The sequence below is a fragment of the Cyclobacterium roseum genome, from assembly GCF_010119225.1.
GTDB lineage: Bacteria > Bacteroidota > Bacteroidia > Cytophagales > Cyclobacteriaceae > Cyclobacterium > Cyclobacterium roseum.
The window spans coordinates 136,994-159,558 of sequence record NZ_WNKF01000009.1 but is presented as its reverse complement, the minus strand read 5'-3'; the positions used below and the strand labels follow the sequence as shown (position 1 = coordinate 159,558).

Genomic DNA, 22,565 nt, shown 5'->3' with positions numbered 1-22,565 from the left:
TCAATGGTTTACTCCCCCTGTCCTGACACTTGGTTTGGGACGGGGGAAAATCACCTTTCAGGCACTAGATCGTATTTCTTTGTCGTTTAGGGATTGACCCCGAATTAATATAAGCTGGTTTTCATGTCCATAGAAATACATCAGTTATCCAAAACATTCGGTTCTCAGCAAGTACTCAATGGGGTTAGTTTTCAGGCTAAACCAGGTCAGGTGCTTGGTTTTTTAGGACCTAATGGTGCTGGTAAATCCACCACCATGAAGATTTTGACAGGGTACCTCCCTGCGGATGAGGGGGATGTGTTGGTGAATGGAATTTCGGTAAGCAGGCATCCCAAGGTCATCAGCAAGTTGATTGGCTATTTGCCGGAGCATAATCCGCTGTATCCGGAAATGTACATTTCAGAATTTCTGACGTTTGTCGGGGGGCTTTATCAAATGCATACTAAGGTGCTGAAAAACCGAGTGCAAATGGTTATGGACCAATGTGGCTTGATGGCTGAAAGGAAGAAGAAAATAGGCTTGTTATCCAAAGGCTATAAACAACGGGTAGGCCTGGCAAAAAGCCTGGTGCACGATCCGGAAATTATCGTTCTGGATGAACCCACCTCAGGCCTGGATCCAAATCAACTGGCAGAAATCAGGCAACTGATCCGAACCATCAGCCAAAACAAGACCCTTATTTTAAGTACCCACATCATGCAGGAGGTAGAAGCCCTCTGCGACAAAGTGGTAATTATCCACAAGGGGAATATCGTAGCCCAGGACCTGTTGCAGCACTTGAAATCCGGGCAGGGAGAGGGGGAACTGCTGTTTGAAACGGAAGCGCCATTGGTCCCGGACTGGATCAAAGGCATGGACTATTCAGCATATTCCCAGCCTAACCCTACTACCTATGTCTTTTCCAGTGGGAATCCGAAACAATTACGCTTGGAATTGATGGGCCTGGTGCAGGAAAAAGGCCTCAACCTGATCAGTATCCGGCAGCAGGAAAATAACCTGGAATCTATTTTCTACAGGCTCACACAAAATTAGCAAGATGGTTAGTTTGTTATATAAGGAAATAAACGGCTTTTTCAGCAACCTCTCTGCTTACCTGATTACCAGTATTTTTTTAATAGCGCTGGGATTGATTGTTTGGGTTTTTCCAGGCACCAGTGTGCTGGAATATGGCTATGCTGATTTGGACAGCCTGTTTACCTACACCCCTTTCGTGTTTATTTTTCTGATACCGGCCATTACCATGGGTATGGTCGCAGAAGAGAAAAAATCAGGTACCTGGGTACTCCTTAAAACCTCCCCGCTTAAAAGCCACCAAATCATTTTGGCCAAGTACCTGGCCGCTTTATTGTTGATCCTCTTTGCGCTGTTACCCACACTGATTTATTATTTTAGTATCGTTCAGCTGGGTGATCCCGTTGGAAATATCGATAGTGCCGGTTTTTTTGGTTCCTATATTGGGTTGCTTTTTGTGGGAGCCTTATTTGCGGCCATTGGGCTTTTTAGTTCCTCCCTTACTTCGAACCAAATAATGGCCTTTGTAATAGCGGTGTTTTTATGCTTCCTATTGTACGGGGGGCTGGGGGCACTGGCGGCCTTATCCTCCGGGGAATGGGGATTGTTTCTGGAAGAATTGGGCATCAGTTTTCACTTTGAACAAATGGGTAGGGGGGTGATCGTTTCAGAAAACGTCTTTTACTTTCTGGGGATGATCCTTACCTGGTTGATTTTCACCTGGATTTTGATAGAGCGAAATGGATAGAAAGCAGCGACCCATTGTACTCGGCATCCTATTCCTGATACTCCTATGGCTAGGGTTATGGGGATTGGGGTCTTGGTGGCAGTTTCGGATGGACCTGACCGAAGAAGGCCGCTATTCCCTGTCCGACGCTACCAGAGACGTTTTGGCCAATATGGACGGGCCCCTGGAAGTTGAAATTTTATTGGATGGAGATTTGCCGGCAGGAATGAAACGATTTCAGAAGGGAATTGAGGAAACGCTAACCACTTTTCAAAATTACAGTAACGAAGAAATCACCATCCGTTACCAGGATCCCTTAAAAATGGATAGTGAATCCAGGGAAGCCTTCATCCTTGATCTGGCCGCTTACGGTATCAACCCGACTAACTTATATAGTACCCAAAATGGGGCGCAAACCTCACGCATGATTTTTCCAGGGATAGTCCTTAGAAGCCAGGACTATGAATTGGGCGTTTTGCTGCTTAAAGGCGAGATGGGGATGCGGCCCGATGAAATACTGAACCTTTCCATCGAAAACCTGGAATTCGAAATCAGTCAGGCTCTTCAGCGGCTTTATACGAAAAATAAAAAGGCAGTGGGCATCATCATCGGGCAAGGTGAAATGGCAGAGGACAATGGATTCGGTATGGTAGAAGCCTTGAATGAGGATTATGAAGTTTATAAGGTTCCCTTTGATCAGGCAGAAGAGGTGGCCGATCTGCTTACTTTTGAGACATTGCTGGTGGCGGGTCCTCAGGAAGCCTACGAAGAACGGGAACAATACCTGCTGGACCAGTATCTTATGCATGGTGGAAACCTGGTATTTTTTGTGGATCAAATGGCGGTGAACCTGGAAGAGGCGGCGGGAGAGGGGACGGTAGCGATGCCCTTCGACACCGGATTGGATGGCTTGCTTTTCCGGTATGGAATCCGAATCAACCGGGATTTGATACAGGATTTGACTTTTGGATATCATCCGGTGGTTTCAGGAGATTTTGGGAATCAGTCGCAGCTGGTTCCTTTGCCCTGGCCTTTTTATGTGCAGGCAGGTAAGATGGCCAACCACCCCATTACCAAGGGTTTAGATCAAGTTCAATTCCGCTTTGTCAGTACCATGGATACGGTAAAGGCGGAAGGGGTTACCAAAACTCCCCTTATTTTTAGTAGTAATTTTAGTAAAAAATTGAGCGCTCCGGTGCGGGTTGCTTTTGAGGACATGGCGGGAGAACCGGAAGTGGAATCCTTTACTTCCGGAAACCTACCGCTGGTATACCTGTTGGAAGGCAATTTTACTTCGTATTTTAAAAACAGGTTTGTACCCGATGAGTTTGATGCCAGCAGTTTTATTCCCGAAGGGAACGCCGGGCGCGTTCTGGTGGCTGGGGATGCAGATTTGGTGAAAAGTTGGGTGGACCCCAGCGAAAAAGAACCCCTGCCGCTTGGCATGAGTCCATTTGCTGAAAACCAAACGGCAAACAGGGAGTTTTTGCAGAATGCAGTGAATTTCCTGGTGGACCCCGAGGGTATCATGGCTACCAAACGAAAGCAATTCCAAATCAGGCCGCTGAATAAAGTAAAAGTAAACCGGCAAAAAAGCGTTTGGCAGGTCATAAACATTGCCTTCCCTGTGCTGCTGGTACTGCTAATCGGCTGGGTGCAGTATTTTTTTAAGAAAAGAAAATACGAAAGGAAGCATGTTTAAAAGTAAGGTCGGCAAATTTCGGGGTATTTTTATTTCATCTAATCAAATCCCAATGAGGGCATTTGTAATTTTATTTATAACTTTACCCTGTTAAATCCATCGGATGCATCTGGGGAGTCAACCATTGCCCTTACGCAACGGTTTGGAAATCAGAAATCATCTTTTTACCGTAGCCAGACCCTCAATTTGGGCCAGGCGCATCAATTGACCGACGTAATAAAAAAAATACACCTATGAAATTTATTGTTTCTTCTTCATCCCTTTTGAAGCAGCTGTCTTCCATAAACGGGGTAGTAACCACCAACCCGGTGGTACCGATTTTGGAAAACTTTCTTTTTGAAATCAAGGACAGTAAACTGACGGTGACGGCTTCCGACCTGCAAACTTCAATGATGACAGAAATAGATGTGGAGGCCAAGGAAGATGGAAATATTGCCGTTCCTGCTAAAATTCTTATCGAAACGCTAAAAAACCTGCCTGAACAGCCGGTTACCTTTAGCATTGACAAAGAAACCTATAGTATAGAGATCAGTTCCGACAATGGCCGCTACAAGCTGGCTGGGGAAAATGCCACCGATTTCCCACGAATACCCGGAGTGACCAATGCCACTTCCGTGGAAATGTCCACCGAGGTACTGAGCAGTGCCATTGCCAATACCATTTTTGCCACCAGCAACGATGAGCTCCGACCGGCCATGACGGGCGTCTATGTCAATCTTAGCGATACCAATACCACCTTCGTGGCCACGGACGGACACCGGCTTATTCGTTACCGGAGGGTAGATATCGCCTCACCGGAGGCCGCTAATATTATCGTACCGAGAAAGGCGTTGAACCTGTTAAAATCAACACTTCCTTCGGATAACGTACCGGTGACAGTGGAATTTAATAGCAGCAATGCCTACTTCAAATTCAATAATATCAAAATGATTTGTCGGTTGATTGATGAACGTTTTCCGGATTACGAAAACGTCATCCCCACCGACAATGAAAACGACATGGTGATCAATCGGCAGGAATTTTTAGGTTCTCTGCGAAGGATTGCCATTTATGCGAATAAAACCACGCATCAGGTGCGATTGAAACTTACGGGTAGCGAACTTCAGATTTCTGCTGAAGATCTGGACTTTTCGAACGAAGCGAACGAACGCCTTTCCTGCGAACACGAAGGAGAGGACATTGAGATAGGATTCAACGCCAAATTCCTCGTGGAAATGTTAAATAACATTACCGCCAAGGAAGTAACCTTAAAATTCAGTGCCCCCAACAGGGCCGGGTTGATATTGCCCTCTGACATGAGTGAAAACGAGGATATCCTTATGCTCGTCATGCCGGTGATGTTGAGCAACTACGTATAAAAAAGCTACCTTTGACAGGTAACCCTTTCATTTCGGGTTTGCTTTTTTTATGCAGTCTTTTTGATTTTGCACTGTGAAAATGGCAAATTTTCAAACCTGGGTGTATCGCTTGCGTCAGGCTTGAAATCCATGCTTTGTTTACAAGTAGTAGTCAAATAATATTCACCCAGGCATCGCCTTATGGCGGACTTATCGGGAGGCTAGTGTTCCTTTTGAAAAGGATAGCGTTATTCTTTTGCCACTTCTACGTTTGTAAACCAAATGATCTTATCTCCGCTTTCTAACCGGTGGTCCAGGGCAATTTTTATGCCGTCGAATTCCTGTACATTCTCCCAGGTAAAAGCCCTGCCATCCGGACCATCCCCCCTGCGAAAGACCCATTCTTTGATCATGTACTCCTCGTCCACATACAGATCGTAGGCATCTCCGGGGGTGTACCCATCGGTATTATTGTAGCGGATGATCACCTTGGTAGTCGTTTCTCCATGGATGGGAGAGGATTGATTTTCGATCACTTCCGCCTCGTATCCATCATCCCAGGCCAACTGAAATGGAAAGAGCAGCCAATATTTATCATTTATGAATTTCTGGTCCACTCCTTCGACTTGAGCCGTCTTGTCTGCAATGAGATAACTAGCGGTGGTATCCGGCCCCCGGTATTGCACTTCGCCTTTTTCCATGTTCCATTTCCAGTCCCTCACCAATACATTCACACTGTCTCTGCGAACGTTCCAGGTATAGGCGATTGAACTTACGTCATCCAACTGCTCATAACCATATGCTTTGGCTATTTTCATGGTAATGGAATCGGAATCTTCCGTTTTGGGCGTGCAGGACAACGCAAACAAAATAAGGATAATCAGGAAGTAGTTGCAATTTTTCATGGGATCGTGGTTTTTGTAGTTGTTTGCTAAGGTAAACATTTTAAGGCATTTACGCGAGGGGCTTGGAATTTCTTATGGTTTATGGGTCCACTGGTATTTTTTTCCAGGGATCGCCTTTACAAATCCCAGGAATTCCAGATTTAAGAGTTTGATCGCAAGTTCGGCGATCGGAATCCCCATGTCCCGGCTCAGCCAATCGATCTCTGCCTCATTTTTTTCAAATAGCCGCTCCAGCACCTTGATCTCAATGGAATCCAAATTGGATGTATCCGGTAGCGTCGCTGTAGGACCATTCTCTCCGTACTCCTTGTCCCAGGAAAGTGCCTCTTCGATTTCCTTTACCCCCATGTAAATTCCGGCTTTCATACTGCGAATCAGATTATTGCACCCTTCACTGTATTTCGACTGTAAATTACCCGGCACGGCGAAAACCTCCCGATTATAGCTGTAGGCAATTTCGGCCGTTATGAGGGCGCCCCCTTTTTTTGCGGCTTCCACCACAATTAGCGCATCCGAAAGCCCTGCTATGATCCGGTTTCGTTGAGGGAAATTCATGGGGTTCAGTTTGGATCCGATTTTAAACTCGGATAACAAGCCACCGTTTTCCATCATTTGCGTGGCAGTGCCGGTGTGGGCAGCTGGATAGATGGTTTCCAGATCGGATCCCATGATGCCGATGGTGGGTAAATTTAGAGATAGGGCAGCCCGATGGGCCTCCACATCGATCCCGTAGGCCAGCCCGCTGATGATGGTAGGTTGGAAACGGGCCAGGTCCTCGGTGATTTTTTGGGTGATATTTTTGCCATACCTGCTTGCATTGCGGGTTCCCACGATACCTACTGTCCGGTCGGGATTAAGATTCAGGTTGCCTTTGGTAAAGAGAATGGGAGGGGCATCCGGGATACCTCGTAGCCGGTCCGGAAAGGTACTATCCGGGTAACAGTGTACCTGAATGTTCTTTTTGGCCGCCACCTCAAGTAAGGAGGCTGCTTCACTCAGATAAGTGTCTTTGGATTTTCGGTGGGCAAGTAGCTTCGGTCCAATACCCGGAATTTTGGCCACCTTCCCCTGTGGAAGCGTGAAAAAATTTTCAGCCGATCCGCAATAGCTGATGATGGTCTTGAAAATGCTGGGGCCTAGTTTGGGAACCAGACTTAGTGCCACCGTATGCAAAACCTTACTGCTCTGTCCGCTGCTCATCCAGATTTTCCCTGATTTCAATCAAAAAACTTCTGATTTCGTGTAGCCTATGGATCATCGACGCAGTGTCCTGTATCTTGTGCAGGTCTTTTTTGATGATTTCCTGAGCACCGGTTAGCGTGTAGCCCTTTTCTTTTACCAGGTGATAGATGAGCTGAAGTTTTTCAATGTCATCTTTGGTAAACCTACGGTTTCCTTTCTTATCTTTTTTGGGTTTGATGATGTCGAATTCACCTTCCCAATAGCGGATTAGGGAAGTAGCCACCTTAAATTTATCGGCCACTTCTCCTATAGAAAAGTATTTTTTCTCTATTTCTTTTTCTCTGTAAGGCAATTTGCAGGTAGTTTTTCACCAAAAATATACAATTTAATCGGCAAACAACATAGGTTTACCGGTAACTATTTTCCATGGTGGTTGGCCGGTAAAAATAAAAAACCAGAAACATATCCGGTCATATTGGAAATGTTTCTGGCCTTGATAAGCTTCTTTATTTTAGGACAGGGACTGGTTTTCTCTGGAAGCCAATTCCAGTATTTTGTCAAATTCAGAGGGTTCCAGATCTTTAAAGAAGTAATTTACCGGATTTACGTACTTGTCATCTTTGATTACTTCATAGTGAACGTGTGGTGCGGTAGAAGACCCTGTATTACCTACCGAACCAATTTTGTCACCTCTTTTAATTTTATCTCCCACCCTGACATCAAAATCGTTCATATGTGCGTATCGGGTTTTAAATCCGAAACCATGATCAATGATAATGGATTTGCCATAACCTCCAAATTCGGTACGAACCCGTTCCACGACCCCATCACCGGTGGAGTAGATAGGCGTGCCCTTGGGTGCGGAGAAATCCACGCCGGTATGCATTTTCCTAACCTTCAAAATGGGGTGCAGGCGAACACCATATCCGGGAAGCCAGCCGATTTAACTCTTCGTTATGTATGGGCTGTATGGCAGGAATAGAAGCCCAATACTCTTCCTTGTTCATCGCCGTTTCAGATAGTTCATCGTAAGATTCCCACTGGATAAAGAGCTGTCTTTTAAGTGTTTCTACCTTATTGGAAACGGAAACGATCATTTTTTCCTGGTTCAATCCCTTCTCTTTGATTTCCCGAAACCGGTCTGAACCCCCAAACCCTGCTTTCCTGACGGAAGTGGGTATCGGTTCCGATTCGAAAATAACCCGGTATAGGTTATCATCACGCTCCTGCAGGTCAGCCATCATCGTATTTAGTTGCCCGACTTCCTGTTCTAGAAGCTCGTAATAAAGTTTCAACTCCCGGTTTTCTTTTTTCAGCATTAATTCTTTGGGGCTGTCAAAATAATAATGGAAGACCAACAATATCCCGACTGCCAACATGGAAGATAGGGACAAAAAACCCAATAGGTTTAGGGTTACATCCCACTTGCTCCTGACATACCGTTCGTACTTGCAGGTTTTGGGATCGTAATAATATTTTATTCTACTCATTTAACAAATAGTACGTTAAAACTGCTAATTTTGTAATCCGAAAAAAAAATCGGTTAATTTCATTACTACCAGAAAATCACTTATTTGGGTGTTTGGGTACAAAGATAATCCAAAAACTTTATAATTTCCAAGTAATTCATTCTAAGCTAACTAAATATGAATTCAAAACAAATCAGAAGCCAATTCATTGAATTTTTTCAATCAAAAAAGCATCAATTTGTTTCTTCTGCACCAATCGTAGTGAAGAATGATCCTTCGTTAATGTTTACCAACGCAGGAATGAATCAATTTAAGGATTTTTTCCTTGGAAATGAAATTCCGACGCATTTTCGAGTAACTAACAGTCAAAAGTGCCTTAGGGTTTCTGGAAAACACAATGATTTGGAGGAAGTCGGGGTGGATACCTATCATCATACCATGTTTGAGATGATGGGAAACTGGTCTTTTGGCGATTATTTTAAGCAAGAAGCCATCGCCTGGGCCTGGGAGTTGCTCACGGAGGTGTACAAGCTGCCCGTAGACCGTATGTATGTGACTGTATTCGGCGGGGACCGGGAAGACGGGTTAGAAGAGGATAAGGAAGCCTTTGCCTACTGGGAGGAATGGATCGACCGGGATAAGATCCTGTTTGGTTCCAAAAAGGATAATTTTTGGGAAATGGGAGAAACCGGCCCCTGTGGTCCCTGCTCAGAGATACACATTGACATGCGGCCTCAGGAGGAGATCGATCGGACTCCTGGAGAAGAGCTGGTCAATGCAGATCATCCCCAGGTAATTGAAATATGGAACCTGGTTTTTATCCAATATAACCGGTTTTCGGACGGGCATCTGAAAGCACTTCCTTCGCAACATGTGGATACCGGAATGGGACTGGAACGTTTGGTACGGGTTATTCAGCAGAAGGCATCCAATTACGATACGGATCTGTTTGTACCCTTTATAGAAAAGATAGCAGCCATTTCCGGTTACCAATACGGGCAATCTGAAAAAACAGACATTGCATTCCGGGTGATTGTGGATCATATCCGGGCGATATCCTTCACCATAGCCGATGGACAACTGCCCTCCAATAATAAAGCAGGGTACGTTATCCGAAGAATACTTCGTAGGGCCGTTCGGTACGGGTACACCTTTCTGGACCTGAAAACTCCGTTTCTATACCAGCTTGTGGCTGTTTTGGCAGAGAAGTTTGGTGAATTTTATCCTGAAATCGCGGAACAGCAAGCGTTTATTGCCAAAGTGATTCAGGAAGAAGAGCTGGCCTTTCTCCGAACCCTCGATAAGGGGCTAAAAAACCTGGAAAACATACAGCAGTCCCTGGAGGTAAAAAAGGAGCAGGTGATACCGGGAGAAATTGCCTTTGAATTGTACGATACCTATGGATTTCCGCTAGACCTGACTTCCCTGATCGCCAGAGAAAATGGGCTAAGTGTCGATGAAAAGGGCTTTGAGCGGGCCATGGTCCTTCAAAAGGAACGCTCAAGATCTGCCGCTCAACTGGAAACCGGAGACTGGATGACCGTACACGAGGAGGAAAGTGAAGGGTTTGTTGGCTATGATACACTCCATGCACAGGCTCGAATCATCAAGTACCGTAAAATAAAAGACAAGAAATCAGACCGGTTTCAATTGGTTTTGAGCCAAACACCCTTCTACGCGGAGAGTGGCGGACAGGTAGGGGATACCGGTACCCTGAGTAGCGGCAACGAGGTACTTCAGGTACTGGATACAAAAAAAGAAAACGATCTGATCGTCCATTGGGTAGATAAATTACCAGAACGCATTGACAATGAATTTTTCTGCCTGGTAAACGACGAAAAAAGGGCAAGAATCAAAGCCAATCACACGGCTACCCATTTGTTGCAGGCGGCGTTGAAAACAGTGCTGGGAACCCATGTGCAGCAAAAAGGTTCCCTGGTCAACGAGCAGATACTTCGCTTTGATTTTTCGCATTTTGCGAAAATGACTCCCGAAGAAATAGCGCAGACAGAGACCATCGTAAATGCAAAAATCAGGGAAAATATTTCGCTAAGAGAGCAACGGAATGTACCCATTGAGGAAGCCAAGGCCCAGGGAGCCACGGCTCTTTTTGGGGAAAAATATGGTGATTTCGTTCGGGTGATTACTTTTGATCCGGAGTTTTCGGTAGAATTGTGCGGGGGAACGCATGTAAAAGCCACCGGAGAAATTGGGTTTTTTAAATTGATTTCTGAAAGCTCCATTTCCGCGGGTGTCCGGCGAGTGGAAGCGGTTACCGGCAGGCAGGCAGAAGCCTTTGTGAATAAGCAGTCTCAAGTGATTCAGGAAGTTCAGGAACTGTTAAAAAATCCAAAAGATCTGGTGGGGGCGATTGAGGCGTTGGCAGAAGAGCGGTCCCTTCTTCGCAAAGAGATTGAAGTTTTGCACCTGAAAGCCACCGAAGAAATAAAAGAAAGCCTGAAAAATCAGGCAAAATCCTTGAACGGTTACCAATTGGTATCAGCTTTGATTAAATTGCCTAACGGAGAAGCGTTAAAAAAGCTTTCTTTTGAGTTAAAAAATGAAATGGAAAACCTGATAGCCATCCTGGCGGCCGATATCGGCGGTAAACCCCAATTAGCCGTTGTCATAAGTGACAGCTTAGTAAAAGAAAAAGGGCTACATGCCGGGAATTTGGTTAAGGAGCTTGCTAAGGAAATCAATGGCGGCGGCGGGGGACAGCCCTTTTACGCCACAGCTGGGGGAAAAGATTCCTCAGGTTTGCCGCGAGTGCTTTCCAAAGCGGATGCCATCCTTCAGCATTCCCTGAAATAATTTTGCCTATTCCAGATTTGGTTTTGGGGGAATTCTCTGCCATTTTTGGAACAATAAATGTAATGATTAAGCGATGATTGACGAAAAATCCATTTCCTCAGCTGATGCCATTCGGGAAAAATACGAGTTGGTGATAGGGTTGGAGGTTCATGCCCAACTACTCACCAACAGTAAAATGTATACCTCGGATGCGACCACTTATGGTAACATGCCCAATACAAACGTGTCCGTCATTACCCTCGGGCACCCGGGTACCTTGCCGAAGGTAAATAAGCGGGCAGTGGAATATGCGATTAAAATGGGCTTGGCATGTCATTGCTCCATCACCAGAAGAAATGTCTTCGCCCGGAAAAATTATTTTTACCCGGATTTGCCCAAAGGCTATCAGCTTACTCAGGACAAAAATCCAATCTGTGTAGGCGGGCATGTACCGATCGTGTTGTCGAGTGGGGAAAAAAAGAACATTGCGCTTACCCGGATTCACATGGAAGAGGATGCGGGCAAGTCCATTCACCTGGCGGGAGAAGTGGATACCCTGGTTGATTTTAACCGGGCAGGCGTACCACTGATAGAAATCGTCACAGAACCCGACATGCGCTCTTCCGAAGAGGCCTACAACCTGCTGACAGAGATCAAAAAGCTGGTTAAATACCTGGAGATTTGTGATGGAAACATGGAGGAGGGTTCCTTGCGTTGCGATGCCAATGTATCGGTCAGACGCTGGGGCGACCAGGTGTTGGGAAAGAAAGTGGAAGTAAAAAATATGAACTCTTTCCGGAATGTAGCCCGAGCCATCGAGCACGAATTCGAAAGGCAGGCCCGGCTACTGGAAGAAGGAAAGGAAATTGTCTCTGAAACCAGGACCTTCGATGCGACTTCCGGGCTAACGGGCAGCATGCGTACCAAGGAAGACCTGAACGATTACCGTTATTTTCCGGAACCGGACCTGAGTCCGGTGGTCATTTCCGAAGAGTGGCTTGAGTCGGTAAAAGCAGAAATGCCCGTCTTGCCGGGAGTTCTGTTTTCTAAATTCGTTGACACCTATGGTTTGCCCGAATACGATGCAGGGGTGCTTACGGACCAAAAGGAGATTGCGCTTTGGTTTGAAGTTCTCTGCAGCCATACCCAAAACTACAAAAGTGCCTCCAATTGGTTAATGGGCCCCGTAAAATCATATTTGAACGAATTGACGCTTGGAATTGCCGATTTTCCGATAAGCCCTAAAAAACTGGCCGAACTCATCAGTCTGATTGATGAAGGGAAGGTCAGCTATACCGCAGCTTCCCAAAAGGTTTATCCTGAATTATTACAATATCCGGAGCGGTCTCCGCTCGAAATAGCGCAGGAGTTAAACCTGATTCAAGATAGTGATGAGGATACCATCAAACCGGTGATTGAAGCCATTCTTGCTGAAAATGAAGCCAAGGTTCTGGAATACCGGTCCGGAAAAAAGGGGCTGATGGGCATGTTTATGGGACAGGTAATGAAGAAATCCAAGGGAAAGGCAGACCCAAAGATTGCCAGTAAAATTTTAACTGAATTATTGGAACAGTGATGATGAAAAAATGGATTTATAATATTTTTTCCCTGGGGGTAGCGATGGGCTTCCTTTTCTCTTGTGGGGAAGAAGAAAAACAAGTGTTTGATGGTCAGGTCACCATCTCTGGTCAAATTCAAAATCGGCCGGAGGGGGAGTTGGTGTTGTCTCAGTACGATAATAACAGTATCAACGTGCTGGATACCTTGACCGTCGCAGATAATGGGGAATTTACCTATGATTTGGATCTGGAGTCGCCCAACTTTTACGAACTGGACCTTTTTGGTGCGAAAACGGTACGCCTGGCACTCTATGAAGAAGACGTGCAGGTCCGTTATGACTTCGACACCGAGGAGCTCCAATTGGCGGGCTCCTCTGATAGCCAACTGGTAGTGGCCATTGACTCGCTCACAACGGTTTATCAGGAAGCGGGAAATGAACTTAACTCCGCTTTCTATGAGGCCATGGCAGATAAAGACCAGGAAAAAATCAAACAAATCCAGGAGCAGGCCATGGATCTGGAGTTGAACCACGCGGAGAAAATCAAGGAGATTATCGCAGAAAGCGGTGGAAGTTTCGCTGCCCTGGCAGGAATGGGCATGCTAGACCCCCGAACCGATTTTAACTACCTGGATAGTCTAATAACAGACCTGGGTGAGCGGTATCCGGATATGAAGCTTATCACTTCCTGGAAGCAGGAACTGGATGAATTAAGAGCCCTGTCCATCGGGCAGCCGGCACCTGAGATATCCCTTCCGAATCCGGAGGGGGAAATAGTAAAATTGTCGGATTTACAGGGGAAATATGTATTGGTGGACTTCTGGGCAGGCTGGTGCAAGCCCTGTAGGGATGAAAACCCCAATGTGGTCAGACTTTATAACAAATACAAAGGAGATGGGTTTGAGGTATTTGGGGTGTCCCTGGACCGTACCCGGGAAATGTGGCTGAAAGCAATAGAAGAAGATGGTTTGGAGTGGACTCAGGTTTCGGATTTAAAGTATTTTAATTCGGAAGCAGCTGCCACCTATCAAATCAATGCCATCCCCGCTACTTACATGATTGACCCCGAGGGAAATATACTGGCGAAAGATCTGCGGGGAAGATCCCTGGAAAGAAAATTGGAGGAAATATTTGATTAAATGAGGATTTGACCGTTAAAATAATCTTTTCCAACAATCCAGAGTTAGTATTTCAGTAGCAATTTGGATAATTAACAATGAACTGATCATTCCATGTGTAATTGATAAAATAATTCCCTATTATTGGATAAGATTTATTACAATTCTTCTGTTCATTAAAAGGAAGTATTTAAGTATTTATACAAATAAATTTGTCACCCATGGCCAAATTTGTGTCATTGAAAAGAATAACAATAACCACATACAAAAATAAATTTCCCAATCTCCGATGTAAAGCAGAAAAGCAGGGTGGTACTAAAACCCCGGCACTTGATTTGCATTTAACTTAAAAACCATTCAATTCTTATGAAAAAAAGAAACCTAAAATTTCCCTTGACACGGTCATTTGCCGTGATGCTATTCGTTTTGCTAGCCATGGGAGCATGTAAAAGTAAAAAAAAGGTAGTTGAGGCAGAGCCTGAACCAGTACCTGTAGAAGAGCCAGCTCCTGAGCCAGAACCAGAGCCGGAACAGCCTTCCGCTGAAGAAGTTGCTGTAGGAAAATTGGAAAGTTACTTTGATGCGGTAGCCAATGCTTCCACCCTTCAAAGTGCCAATAATACGATCCGGGAAGCGATGGGAATGTTTTCCAATCAAAATACGCCCGTGCTGATTGTCATCCATGAGGAAAGTGGAGTGAAAGATTACGATGAACCGACGACCATTGAAAGGTATCTTAACTATCTGAAAGACACCAAAAAGAATCTGAATTTTATCAGTGACATCAGAATGGATGGATCCGGGAAGGTCACCGAACTAGAACTTAGAAGAAGATAATTTTAAAAAACATAAAAGAAAGTAAGTGATTATGAAAAAATATATCCCATCCCTTTTGATCTTTTTCCTGGCGACCTCTATCTCGGTATTTGCGCAGGACGAAAGCATAAGTCCTCAAAGAAAGCAAGCCATTGATTCCCTTGCATTGGAAAAAGTAAAGGACCTTAGTAAATACATCAGTATCATCGGTAGTAAAGAAACGCAATTTTCTGAAGCCACCCGCGTTATGGACCGAGCCGAAGAGTTGTTTGCTCCGGATGCAGAAATGGGAGTGTCTTCTATAAATACCAATGAGATCGCCTACTATAAAATTAGAAGGTATTTTGAGCGATTGATGGCGTTGAATTACGATCGCGTTAATATCAGTTGGTACGATATCCACTACATTAGCGATTTGGAAAGACAACCTGACGGCAGGTATGTGGGAGTCATCACCATCTACCAACGATTCGAAGGAACTTCCCAAGAAGCGGGACTTAATTACAGAGACACCACCAAAAAAGACATTACGATTTACGTAGAGAAGAAGCAAACCCAGATTTCCGGAAGAACCATTGAGTTTTGGGATGTGCTACTGGGAGACGTGAGAGTGACGGAAACATCAGCATGAGAATAGTACCCCTAATTACGCTAATTACCATAATCTTATCTATACATTCCGCTCCGGGGCAGACCTTGAACAGCTCCGGGCGGATTATAGATGATGGCAGATTCGCTGCCGCAACCAAACAAGTCAATCAATTTTTTAGAAGATTTAATGCCGAAGAAAGCAAAGACGGGACGGTCAGGTACCTACCTGACGATGAAAATTACCACAACACGGACCTAAGGAAATCCTTTATCAATATCCTTTTTGATAATGAAACATCTGATGTAAGTAATGAATTAAAAAGAGAATTCATAAATCATGTGGTTTCGGATACCTATCCGCAGTTTCTCAATTTTCACGGGGGAGATTGGTTCTCCGAAGTCAATACCGTTTTCAATTATAATGGGGAAAGGCTGGAAGTGGTATTGTTTTTGAAGCTACAGCCACAAGGACTGGGGTACGAATGGGTCATTGAGAACGTTTCCTTTGACCCCTTTACCGCTGCCTTTGACAAACCGGAAGGAGATGAAAAGAAATTTCTTCATCCCCTTAGTCACGAATTGGGATTTATGAACTTGAGGAAGGCTATCGTGGAAAATCCCAAGCCCGAATCATATACTCCGGATGACTATCAACCGGACTACCTCACGCTTTTTCTTTATGAAATAAAGAAAGACAGATTGAAATTTGTTACCGTAAAGGACACCAGATTTCATTTTTTTCAAATTGACAACTGGTACTTTGAACTTTCACAGTTCAATCGTCCGGGCTTCAACACGGGTTGGCTTATTGCCAATCTGATGAAATTAGAGGATGGAGATAAGCAAATTATACTGAATTACATCTATGACAGGAATTAGATCAATTGTTTCAATCCTGCTTTTTTTTTGTACCCAAATAGCCTTTACCCAGGATTTAGGAGGGTACAGTAAACAGGAAATCAAGGATTTTACCCAGCAGGCGGAAGATCAGGTCCGTTTTTTGCAATATTTTCTCAATACCGTCGGAAGCAATGAAACTTCCGCCAGAGATAAGGATGTAATCATCCGGGAAAGTTATAAAAAGATATTTAGAGACGAACAGGTACAGGTGGAAGATGACTTGCTGACAGATAGACAGGTAATCACCAATAAGAGCATCGTTTCTTACCTTAAAGACATAGAGTTCTTTTTTAAAGACGTAGCGTTCGAATTTAAAGTCAAGGAAATCGAACCAAAGCTAAACGATCAGGAGGAACTGTTTTTTGAAATCTCCCTCGATAGGACCCTGACCGGAGTGGGCTTGAATAACGAACCCGTCGAAAATACCAAAGGGAGGTATATTGAAATCAATCTTGATAGGGATTCCAATGAGCTTAAGATTGCCAGCATGTATACCACCAAGCTCAGCAGGGATGAAGAATTGATCGATTGGTGGAACTCCCTGTCGCTGGAGTGGGAGACGGTAATCCGGGAGAAGTTTGACCTGCAGGAAGATTCCGTGTCCCTGGACATGCTGTATAAAGTATCCAGCCTGGATTCACTCAATCTGTCCGGAAACCGATTACTTGTGGACCTTTCACCGATCCAGGTGTTTCAAAACCTGAAATACGTTGATATCAGCCATACCCGAATCGAAGAATTGGCACCAATCAGTAATGTAACGTTTCTATCGTACCTGAATATTGCACATACGCCCACCTCAGATATTCAGTTTATCAAATATTCCGATAAGCTGACCTACCTGGACATATCGGGTACGGAAGTTACGAATATAGAGGAATTGGGTAGCCTGAAAAATCTGAAAGTGTTCAGTGCTGTCCAAACCCCGCTGACTGGGTTTGGAGTCTTGGAGAACTTTACCGAACTGGTCCACCTTAATTTGAAGGAAAGTGGATTTAATAATATTGAAAATATCCAGCCTTTGACGAAGCTGAAGACACTTAATCTAAAAGGGAATTACCTGATTAATTTTGGGTTTTTATCCGAATTGAAAAATCTGGAGGAGATCAACCTGGAAGCTACCAATATACTGGATCTGTCGCCACTTGCCGAACTACCGGCACTTTGGCGTGTCAATATTAACGGCACGGAAGTGAGTCAGCTGGATCCATTGAGCGGATCAAGTTCCATCCAGCGAATATACGCTGACCGGACCAGTATTTCGGAAAATGCGGCAGAGGCTTTTGCCAGAACCAACCGGGGAATTTTGCTCATTCACAATGTAGAAAATCTCCAAACCTGGTGGGAGACCCTTCCCGAGGGTTGGAACCAGGTATTTATCCAGAAATTACCAAATTTAGGAAGAGGAAAGCCTAGTATTGAAGCCTTGTCCGAGCTTGTAAACATAGACTCGCTGATGCTTAATGACAGCCGAATTGTCAACCTGCGGCCGGCGTTGAAATTCAAAAATGCGGTATATATTTCCTTCGAAAACACCCAGGTGGAGGACCTTTCTCCCTTGGCCGAAATGAAGAGCCTGGAACACATCCAGGCAGATCTAAGCGGTGTAAGAAATCTGGGAGCTTTACAGGAATTGAATAATCTGAAAAAGATCTCCTTCGCCGGTACTAAACTGAACTCCGTGGCCCCTTTGAAAGGACTCCATACCCTGGAATTCATCAATTTGGATCAAACGGAAGTAGCCGATTGGGAAATCCAGGAGCTTGCTGGCTTTCTTCCCAAGGCCACCATCGTTTTCCGTTCGGAGGAATTAGCTCAATGGTGGGAAAGTCTTGATGGCACCTGGAAGAATTTATTCAGTACTCAATTCGATCTTACCTCCAATCCGGAGACGAGAGCATTGCACCGGATGACTGCCAGTACCTCCATTGCGATTGAAAATGAAGACATATCCAACCTGGAACCGTTGTTGCTTTTCTTTAATCTGAAAGAATTACGGATAGCCAGCGTCCCGCTACAGGATCCCTCTGCCATTTCCAGGTTAGAAGGATTGGAATTGCTGCAATTGGTGGAGACACCATTTCGTGACCTGTCCGTTCTCCAACCTCTCAGCTTTCTGGAAGAGCTCGACCTCTCCAATACCGCTGTAGAAGATTTGGAACCGCTCAGTGATCTGGGACGGCTCAGGTATTTAAACCTTTCGGGTACCAATATCCGCAATCTGAAAGGATTAGAAATGCTATATGATTTGAGGCATCTAGATATTGCCAGCACTAGTGTAAGAAATCTAAATCCCATCAGTCACATGATTAATCTGGAACGGCTGGTTTGCTATAATACCCGTATCAGTAGTCGAAACGTCGGAAAGTTTCAGGAAGAGCTTCCCGATTGTGAAGTAAGGTATTATTAAAAAAACTAAAAAAGGCTATCAGGATTACCTGATAGCCTTTTTTAGCATTTATGCTGCACGTACTTTTTTATTCTTTGATAAAAGAAGTCAGCATCCAGTGGTGCAATTCCAGGCTTTTAATAAAGGCTATTAACATGTCTTCTGTCGCCGTATCTCCCAGGTCTGCTACCTTGATGGCGCACTCGTTCATGGTATCCACCAAGACCTGAAAGTCTCGAAGTACTTCCTCCACCATTTCTTTCGAACTTAGGTCGGTACCTACCTCTTCAATGTCGGCATGTTGCAGGTATTCTTTCATAAGGCTGTAGGGCGTCATACCGAATACCCGGATTCGCTCAGCAATCAGATCAATATTGGCAAAGGACTCATCGTACAGTTCCTCAAATTTTTCATGTAAGTCGAAGAAATCGCTGCCGGTAACGTTCCAGTGAAAATTACGCAGCTTTTGGTAATGCACGTGGTAATTGGCCAAGAGCTTATTCAGGGAACTTACAATTTTTTCAGACTCGTCTTTATTATAACCTAGCTTCTTAAAAACTCTTTTTTCTGCTGTTGCGCTCATAACAATTTTTTTAATTTAATATTTCTTTTAACTGATTTCTACATGAAATAATGGATCATAAATGATGCCAATGTTTCATGTGTTTATAATATGCTTTTCATGGGTCTGATGCCCGGCTTCATGACAACTACCTACTTATAGACAGTATTAGCAGGTTTTTGTTTTGGATTCGGGCCTTTTTGTTACTAAATCAAAAGAATCACCCGAATCACTTCTAAAAAATTCAACGATGGAGAACCTGATTCAAACTTATTCTCAGGATTTCACCCATGTTATTGCAACGTAAAAATGCCGCATTTTTATAGTGCCTGCCAAGTTCCTGTTTCAGGGTATAGGTGTTTTCTTCGGTGGAAAGGAGGTCTTTCTCCATGCTATTGAGGATGTCGGTGATTTCCTTGGGGGAGCTTTTCAGCCGGGTAGCGATCAGCGCCCTTTCTTCCTTCTGATACTGCGCCATGGACTCTGGCGTAATGTGCCGGATTCCCAATTGGATCAGAGCGTTGTTTTGTTTGAAATACTGCGGTAAATAGATCGATTTCTTCCCTTCATAGGACTGTTGGTCAAAATCGATGGAGCGGATCCGGTAGTGCGTTTCTTCAAAATCCGGTGTCACATCTATTACAAAATTAGAAGAATGCATGTCTCCTAGTAAGCGTACAAAGCACCTTTCATTGAATTTAACAAACTCTTTGGATAGGCGTATGGGATTTAGCAAGGGATCGTGGATCTGTTGCTTCATAAAATGCTCTCCAGGTATCCCGGCTATGTGTTCCTCGATCAGCGAGTCGCGGTATACCAGGTATCCTATTCTGTTGGGGGATAGTAAATGCTCCAACTCCAGACCATATACCCTGGAAGCATCCGCATTTTTGATATAAAAATAATCAAAGTTATCGTTGATCCGATTGACAATCCGGACCCGGAAAGGTTGTGTATTTCCGTAGGTGCACAGGTCTATTCGGTCCACATACAAATGCTGCATGACGGACATGTCCCCATCCGCTTTTAGAAGGGCATAGATTTTTTTTACCTTGTAATGAATATCGTTTCGATCCGACTCATCATAAAATACCGTTTCCCAAAGCGTGTCATTACCTTTAAAGTCATAGAGCGCAATCGAATTGGTGTACCGTAGCAGTTCCTTGTAATGAATAGGGATATCTACCTCCCTGCCGTATTTGACCAGGTAGGCTCGCAGGTTCTCACTGATCGGGTAGATTATCTTTTTTTTACTGATGACCGCCATCGGATCCGAGTCTTACTGTTTTTGTTCTTCCAGATTTTGTTCCTGTTTGCGTAATTTTCGGTCAAACAAGAAAGGGCCAAAGGGCAAAACCGAGGCAATGAGACCGAAAAGCGCGTTTTGAAAGGACCATCGCAGTTTCCGGGAGGTCGGAAAAAGAACCAGAACGTAGATTATAAATAATATTCCGTGAATCCAACCGACATAGGTTACCATGTCAGGAAGTTCAAATATCCACTTCAGCGGCATCGCAATAAATACCAGCACCAACATGGAGGTGCCCTCGGTAAGGCTGATGATCCGGAAACGTTTTACAATAGCCAATCTTTCTTCATTTGTCATTATAGTGTTATTTTACGTTAAAAAAGACCTGGAGGGTATCCCACAGTTTTCGTTTTAATGGAACATTTTTTTCCAATTCTTCCAGTTCGTCGGCAAAGAAGTACTCCAGAGGGTCCTGCATGATGCGGTAATTTTCTTTTTTCAATTTCATCAAAGGATGGTGGATGGTTCCGAAAAGGATCAGCTTGCCGGGGCTCAATTGGGCCAAGGGGTCCTCGTTACTTTCTTTGAGGGATTTTTCAGAAACCAGAGCGATGTCTTTCAGGGATAAATTTACGGCACGGAATATTTTTAGCAAAAACTCCCGGGTACCGGAACTCAGTTCCTCTCCCTGGTAGACGACCAAAATGGATTTTTGAAACGTGCCCTCGTAGGGGAGGGGCTCCGGATCAGCGCTGCCGGATGGTTGAGGCTTTTCCATTGGCTCTTCGAGTAGCTCGGTGGCTTCTTGTTCCAGCTCCAGACGGGCTGCCAGCTGTGCGGCTGCTAATTTTTCACGTACTTCGTCTTTTATGACGAAAATATCTTCCGTTAGAAAGAGTTTTAGTTCCTGGTTGTTCATTTCAGATGCAGTACTTTTCGTCATACAATTTATTGCTTTTGGCTGACGCCTTCCAAATCGAACAGGGACTTTAATTCGGTGGCATCCTGCGGGTCCATGCGTTTAGCCAGAATAAGACGCAACTGCCTTCTTCTGAGCGCGCCGTCAAACAGTTCCTTTTCCCGTTCGGTGATGGGTTCCAGGGGTGGGACTTTTACCGGATGCCCCTTATCATCCACGGCCACAAAGGTAAAGAATGCTTTGTGCGTGGCATACCTGGATTTGGCGGGAATGTCTTCGGCAATCACTTCGATGAAGACTTCCATAGAAGTGGAAAACGCCCGGGTTACTTGCGCTTTCAAGGTTACCACATTTCCCAGGGCGATGGGGTTTTTAAAGGAAATATTGTCCACAGAAGCAGTTACTACAATCGAATTGGAATGCCGCTGTGCAGAAATGGCAGCGACCACATCCATCCAATGCATTAATTTTCCGCCCATTAGGTTGTTCAGGGTATTCGTATCATTCGGCAACACCATCTCGGTCTTGATTACTTCCGAATCCTGAACGTGTTTTTTTACTGTTTTCATAGCCATGGAGCATTATTCCCATCCTTCATCTCCCAATAAAGGGACAAAGGAAAAATTGTCAAAATTTTCCCGGAGGACCTTCTTTTCCGTCTGCCGGGTCAGCCGTAGCATCTGTTGGCTTTTTCGATCACCCACAGGAATTACCAGCGTTCCGCCTATAGCCAACTGCTCTAATAAGGCTTTCGGGACAACCGGTGCCCCTGCAGTAACGATAATTTTGTCGAAGGGAGCCTTTTCCGGTAGCCCCAAGCTCCCGTCTCCTTGGTAGTGCTGAACTTTTACGCCGATTTTAGGAAGGAACCGCCGGGTTCGCTCGTAAAGTGCCTCGTTGTATTCAATGGTATGCACCTTTGCCCCCAAACAGTACAAAATCCCTGCCTGATATCCCGATCCCGTGCCAATTTCCAAAACCTTTTCTCCGGGTTTTACCGCCAGGAGACTGGTTTGGAAGGCCACCGTGTAGGGTTGGGAGATGGTTTGTCCCTCGCCTATAGGAAAGGCCTTGTCTTCATAGGCATGACTAAGCAGTGCCGAATCAAAGAAGAAATGCCTGGGTATTTGGTTAATCGCATCCAGTACGGCTTCATCTTGAATCCCTTTTTTGCGAAGGGTACTGATCAGCCATCGCCGCTGGCCTTTGTGTAAATAGCTGTCTTCGAGTTTCAACATGGTTTTTGATCGTATCTTATCCCGATTGATATGCTAAGTTAATGCTAAAAATGGCTTACTTTGCCACCGAAACAGATTTATCTCCAACCGGGTGGTATC

The 22,565-nt window shown here is 44.7% G+C and carries 20 protein-coding genes and 1 pseudogene; 11 read left to right on the top strand and 10 right to left on the bottom strand.

All coding sequences use genetic code 11. The features are described 5' to 3' along the window. Nucleotides 1-123: 123 nt before the first annotated feature. From GJQ68_RS14115 to dnaN, 4 genes are all read left to right on the top strand, one after another. Nucleotides 124-1,032, top strand: coding sequence for an ATP-binding cassette domain-containing protein (locus GJQ68_RS14115; RefSeq protein ID WP_162417897.1), 909 nt, complete (start codon nt 124-126; stop codon nt 1,030-1,032). Between the two features lie 4 nt (nt 1,033-1,036). Further along, entirely contained in the window at nt 1,037-1,759 is a 723-nt protein-coding gene (gene gldF, locus GJQ68_RS14110) for a gliding motility-associated ABC transporter permease subunit GldF (protein WP_162417896.1), read from the top strand. Further along, nucleotides 1,752-3,440, top strand: a complete 1,689-nt coding sequence (gldG, locus tag GJQ68_RS14105; RefSeq protein WP_162417895.1) for a gliding motility-associated ABC transporter substrate-binding protein GldG — start codon at nt 1,752-1,754, stop codon at nt 3,438-3,440. The genes gldF and gldG overlap by 8 nt, the downstream gene beginning before the upstream one ends. A 233-nt stretch (nt 3,441-3,673) precedes the next feature. Next, the gene (dnaN, locus tag GJQ68_RS14100) at nt 3,674-4,798 is read left to right on the top strand and encodes a DNA polymerase III subunit beta (RefSeq protein ID WP_162417894.1); all 1,125 of its coding nucleotides are present in this window, start codon (nt 3,674-3,676) and stop codon (nt 4,796-4,798) included. A gap of 227 nt (nt 4,799-5,025) precedes the next feature. Here dnaN and GJQ68_RS14095 read toward each other — a convergent pair whose 3' ends face one another. The 4 genes and pseudogenes from GJQ68_RS14095 to GJQ68_RS14080 form a co-directional block, all read right to left on the bottom strand. Continuing rightward, nucleotides 5,026-5,682 (bottom strand): hypothetical protein, encoded by a 657-nt coding sequence (locus GJQ68_RS14095; protein WP_162417893.1) that lies wholly within the window; start codon nt 5,680-5,682, stop codon nt 5,026-5,028. Nucleotides 5,683-5,754: 72 nt separating this feature from the next. Then, entirely contained in the window at nt 5,755-6,882 is a 1,128-nt protein-coding gene (dprA, locus tag GJQ68_RS14090; protein WP_162417892.1) for a DNA-processing protein DprA, read from the bottom strand. Further along, nucleotides 6,860-7,216, bottom strand: coding sequence for a MerR family transcriptional regulator (locus GJQ68_RS14085; protein WP_162417891.1), 357 nt, complete (start codon nt 7,214-7,216; stop codon nt 6,860-6,862). Before GJQ68_RS14085 ends, dprA begins: the two co-directional genes overlap by 23 nt. Nucleotides 7,217-7,375: 159 nt before the next feature. Further along, nucleotides 7,376-8,354: pseudogene (locus GJQ68_RS14080) on the bottom strand (M23 family metallopeptidase). Between the two features lie 156 nt (nt 8,355-8,510). Between GJQ68_RS14080 and alaS the strand changes: the two are divergent. The 7 genes from alaS to GJQ68_RS14045 all read left to right on the top strand — a co-directional run bounded on the left by alaS (nt 8,511) and on the right by GJQ68_RS14045 (nt 18,519). Further along, entirely contained in the window at nt 8,511-11,147 is a 2,637-nt protein-coding gene (alaS, locus tag GJQ68_RS14075) for an alanine--tRNA ligase (RefSeq protein WP_162417890.1), read from the top strand. Between the two features lie 73 nt (nt 11,148-11,220). Then, nucleotides 11,221-12,702, top strand: coding sequence for an Asp-tRNA(Asn)/Glu-tRNA(Gln) amidotransferase subunit GatB (gene gatB / locus GJQ68_RS14070; protein WP_202927942.1), 1,482 nt, complete (start codon nt 11,221-11,223; stop codon nt 12,700-12,702). Continuing rightward, a complete protein-coding gene (locus GJQ68_RS14065) occupies nt 12,702-13,823 on the top strand; it encodes a redoxin domain-containing protein (RefSeq protein ID WP_394351314.1) in 1,122 nt (373 codons plus the stop codon). The genes gatB and GJQ68_RS14065 overlap by 1 nt, the downstream gene beginning before the upstream one ends. Before the next feature lie 345 nt (nt 13,824-14,168). Continuing rightward, nucleotides 14,169-14,639, top strand: coding sequence for a nucleoid-structuring protein H-NS (locus GJQ68_RS14060; protein ID WP_162417889.1), 471 nt, complete (start codon nt 14,169-14,171; stop codon nt 14,637-14,639). A 31-nt stretch (nt 14,640-14,670) separates the two neighbouring features. After that, nucleotides 14,671-15,249, top strand: coding sequence for a hypothetical protein (locus GJQ68_RS14055; protein ID WP_092174978.1), 579 nt, complete (start codon nt 14,671-14,673; stop codon nt 15,247-15,249). Continuing rightward, nucleotides 15,246-16,088 carry a hypothetical protein gene (locus tag GJQ68_RS14050; protein ID WP_162417888.1) on the top strand — a complete coding sequence of 281 codons (843 nt, stop codon included), beginning with the start codon at nt 15,246-15,248 and terminating at the stop codon, nt 16,086-16,088. The genes GJQ68_RS14055 and GJQ68_RS14050 overlap by 4 nt, the downstream gene beginning before the upstream one ends. Next, a complete protein-coding gene (locus GJQ68_RS14045) occupies nt 16,075-18,519 on the top strand; it encodes a leucine-rich repeat domain-containing protein (RefSeq protein WP_162417887.1) in 2,445 nt (814 codons plus the stop codon). Before GJQ68_RS14050 ends, GJQ68_RS14045 begins: the two co-directional genes overlap by 14 nt. Before the next feature lie 67 nt (nt 18,520-18,586). On the opposite strand, the gene GJQ68_RS14040 is transcribed toward GJQ68_RS14045, so the two are convergent. The 6 genes from GJQ68_RS14040 to GJQ68_RS14015 all read right to left on the bottom strand — a co-directional run bounded on the left by GJQ68_RS14040 (nt 18,587) and on the right by GJQ68_RS14015 (nt 22,466). Then, nucleotides 18,587-19,081, bottom strand: a complete 495-nt coding sequence (locus tag GJQ68_RS14040; protein ID WP_162417886.1) for a Dps family protein — start codon at nt 19,079-19,081, stop codon at nt 18,587-18,589. A gap of 223 nt (nt 19,082-19,304) precedes the next feature. Further along, a complete protein-coding gene (locus tag GJQ68_RS14035) occupies nt 19,305-20,327 on the bottom strand; it encodes a hypothetical protein (RefSeq protein WP_162417885.1) in 1,023 nt (340 codons plus the stop codon). Between the two features lie 12 nt (nt 20,328-20,339). Further along, a complete protein-coding gene (locus GJQ68_RS14030; protein ID WP_162417884.1) occupies nt 20,340-20,666 on the bottom strand; it encodes a DUF3817 domain-containing protein in 327 nt (108 codons plus the stop codon). A gap of 7 nt (nt 20,667-20,673) precedes the next feature. Beyond that, nucleotides 20,674-21,252 carry a hypothetical protein gene (locus tag GJQ68_RS14025; protein ID WP_162417883.1) on the bottom strand — a complete coding sequence of 193 codons (579 nt, stop codon included), beginning with the start codon at nt 21,250-21,252 and terminating at the stop codon, nt 20,674-20,676. 5 nt (nt 21,253-21,257) lie between these two features. Further along, nucleotides 21,258-21,797 (bottom strand): acyl-CoA thioesterase, encoded by a 540-nt coding sequence (locus GJQ68_RS14020; RefSeq protein ID WP_162417882.1) that lies wholly within the window; start codon nt 21,795-21,797, stop codon nt 21,258-21,260. Between the two features lie 12 nt (nt 21,798-21,809). Beyond that, nucleotides 21,810-22,466: a protein-L-isoaspartate(D-aspartate) O-methyltransferase gene (locus GJQ68_RS14015; RefSeq protein ID WP_162417881.1), complete on the bottom strand. Its 657-nt coding sequence runs from the start codon at nt 22,464-22,466 to the stop codon at nt 21,810-21,812. Between the last annotated feature and the right edge of the window lie 99 nt (nt 22,467-22,565).

Coding starts and splice junctions, on each gene's coding strand:
- GJQ68_RS14115 (WP_162417897.1), top strand. CDS start 124: ATGTCCATAGAAATACATCAGTTATCCAAAACATTCGGTTCTCAGCAA.
- gldF (WP_162417896.1), top strand. CDS start 1,037: ATGGTTAGTTTGTTATATAAGGAAATAAACGGCTTTTTCAGCAACCTC.
- gldG (WP_162417895.1), top strand. CDS start 1,752: ATGGATAGAAAGCAGCGACCCATTGTACTCGGCATCCTATTCCTGATA.
- dnaN (WP_162417894.1), top strand. CDS start 3,674: ATGAAATTTATTGTTTCTTCTTCATCCCTTTTGAAGCAGCTGTCTTCC.
- GJQ68_RS14095 (WP_162417893.1), bottom strand. CDS start 5,682: ATGAAAAATTGCAACTACTTCCTGATTATCCTTATTTTGTTTGCGTTG.
- dprA (WP_162417892.1), bottom strand. CDS start 6,882: ATGAGCAGCGGACAGAGCAGTAAGGTTTTGCATACGGTGGCACTAAGT.
- alaS (WP_162417890.1), top strand. CDS start 8,511: ATGAATTCAAAACAAATCAGAAGCCAATTCATTGAATTTTTTCAATCA.
- gatB (WP_202927942.1), top strand. CDS start 11,221: ATGATTGACGAAAAATCCATTTCCTCAGCTGATGCCATTCGGGAAAAA.
- GJQ68_RS14065 (WP_394351314.1), top strand. CDS start 12,702: ATGATGAAAAAATGGATTTATAATATTTTTTCCCTGGGGGTAGCGATG.
- GJQ68_RS14060 (WP_162417889.1), top strand. CDS start 14,169: ATGAAAAAAAGAAACCTAAAATTTCCCTTGACACGGTCATTTGCCGTG.
- GJQ68_RS14055 (WP_092174978.1), top strand. CDS start 14,671: ATGAAAAAATATATCCCATCCCTTTTGATCTTTTTCCTGGCGACCTCT.
- GJQ68_RS14050 (WP_162417888.1), top strand. CDS start 15,246: ATGAGAATAGTACCCCTAATTACGCTAATTACCATAATCTTATCTATA.
- GJQ68_RS14045 (WP_162417887.1), top strand. CDS start 16,075: ATGACAGGAATTAGATCAATTGTTTCAATCCTGCTTTTTTTTTGTACC.
- GJQ68_RS14040 (WP_162417886.1), bottom strand. CDS start 19,081: ATGAGCGCAACAGCAGAAAAAAGAGTTTTTAAGAAGCTAGGTTATAAT.
- GJQ68_RS14035 (WP_162417885.1), bottom strand. CDS start 20,327: ATGGCGGTCATCAGTAAAAAAAAGATAATCTACCCGATCAGTGAGAAC.
- GJQ68_RS14030 (WP_162417884.1), bottom strand. CDS start 20,666: ATGACAAATGAAGAAAGATTGGCTATTGTAAAACGTTTCCGGATCATC.
- GJQ68_RS14025 (WP_162417883.1), bottom strand. CDS start 21,252: ATGACGAAAAGTACTGCATCTGAAATGAACAACCAGGAACTAAAACTC.
- GJQ68_RS14020 (WP_162417882.1), bottom strand. CDS start 21,797: ATGAAAACAGTAAAAAAACACGTTCAGGATTCGGAAGTAATCAAGACC.
- GJQ68_RS14015 (WP_162417881.1), bottom strand. CDS start 22,466: ATGTTGAAACTCGAAGACAGCTATTTACACAAAGGCCAGCGGCGATGG.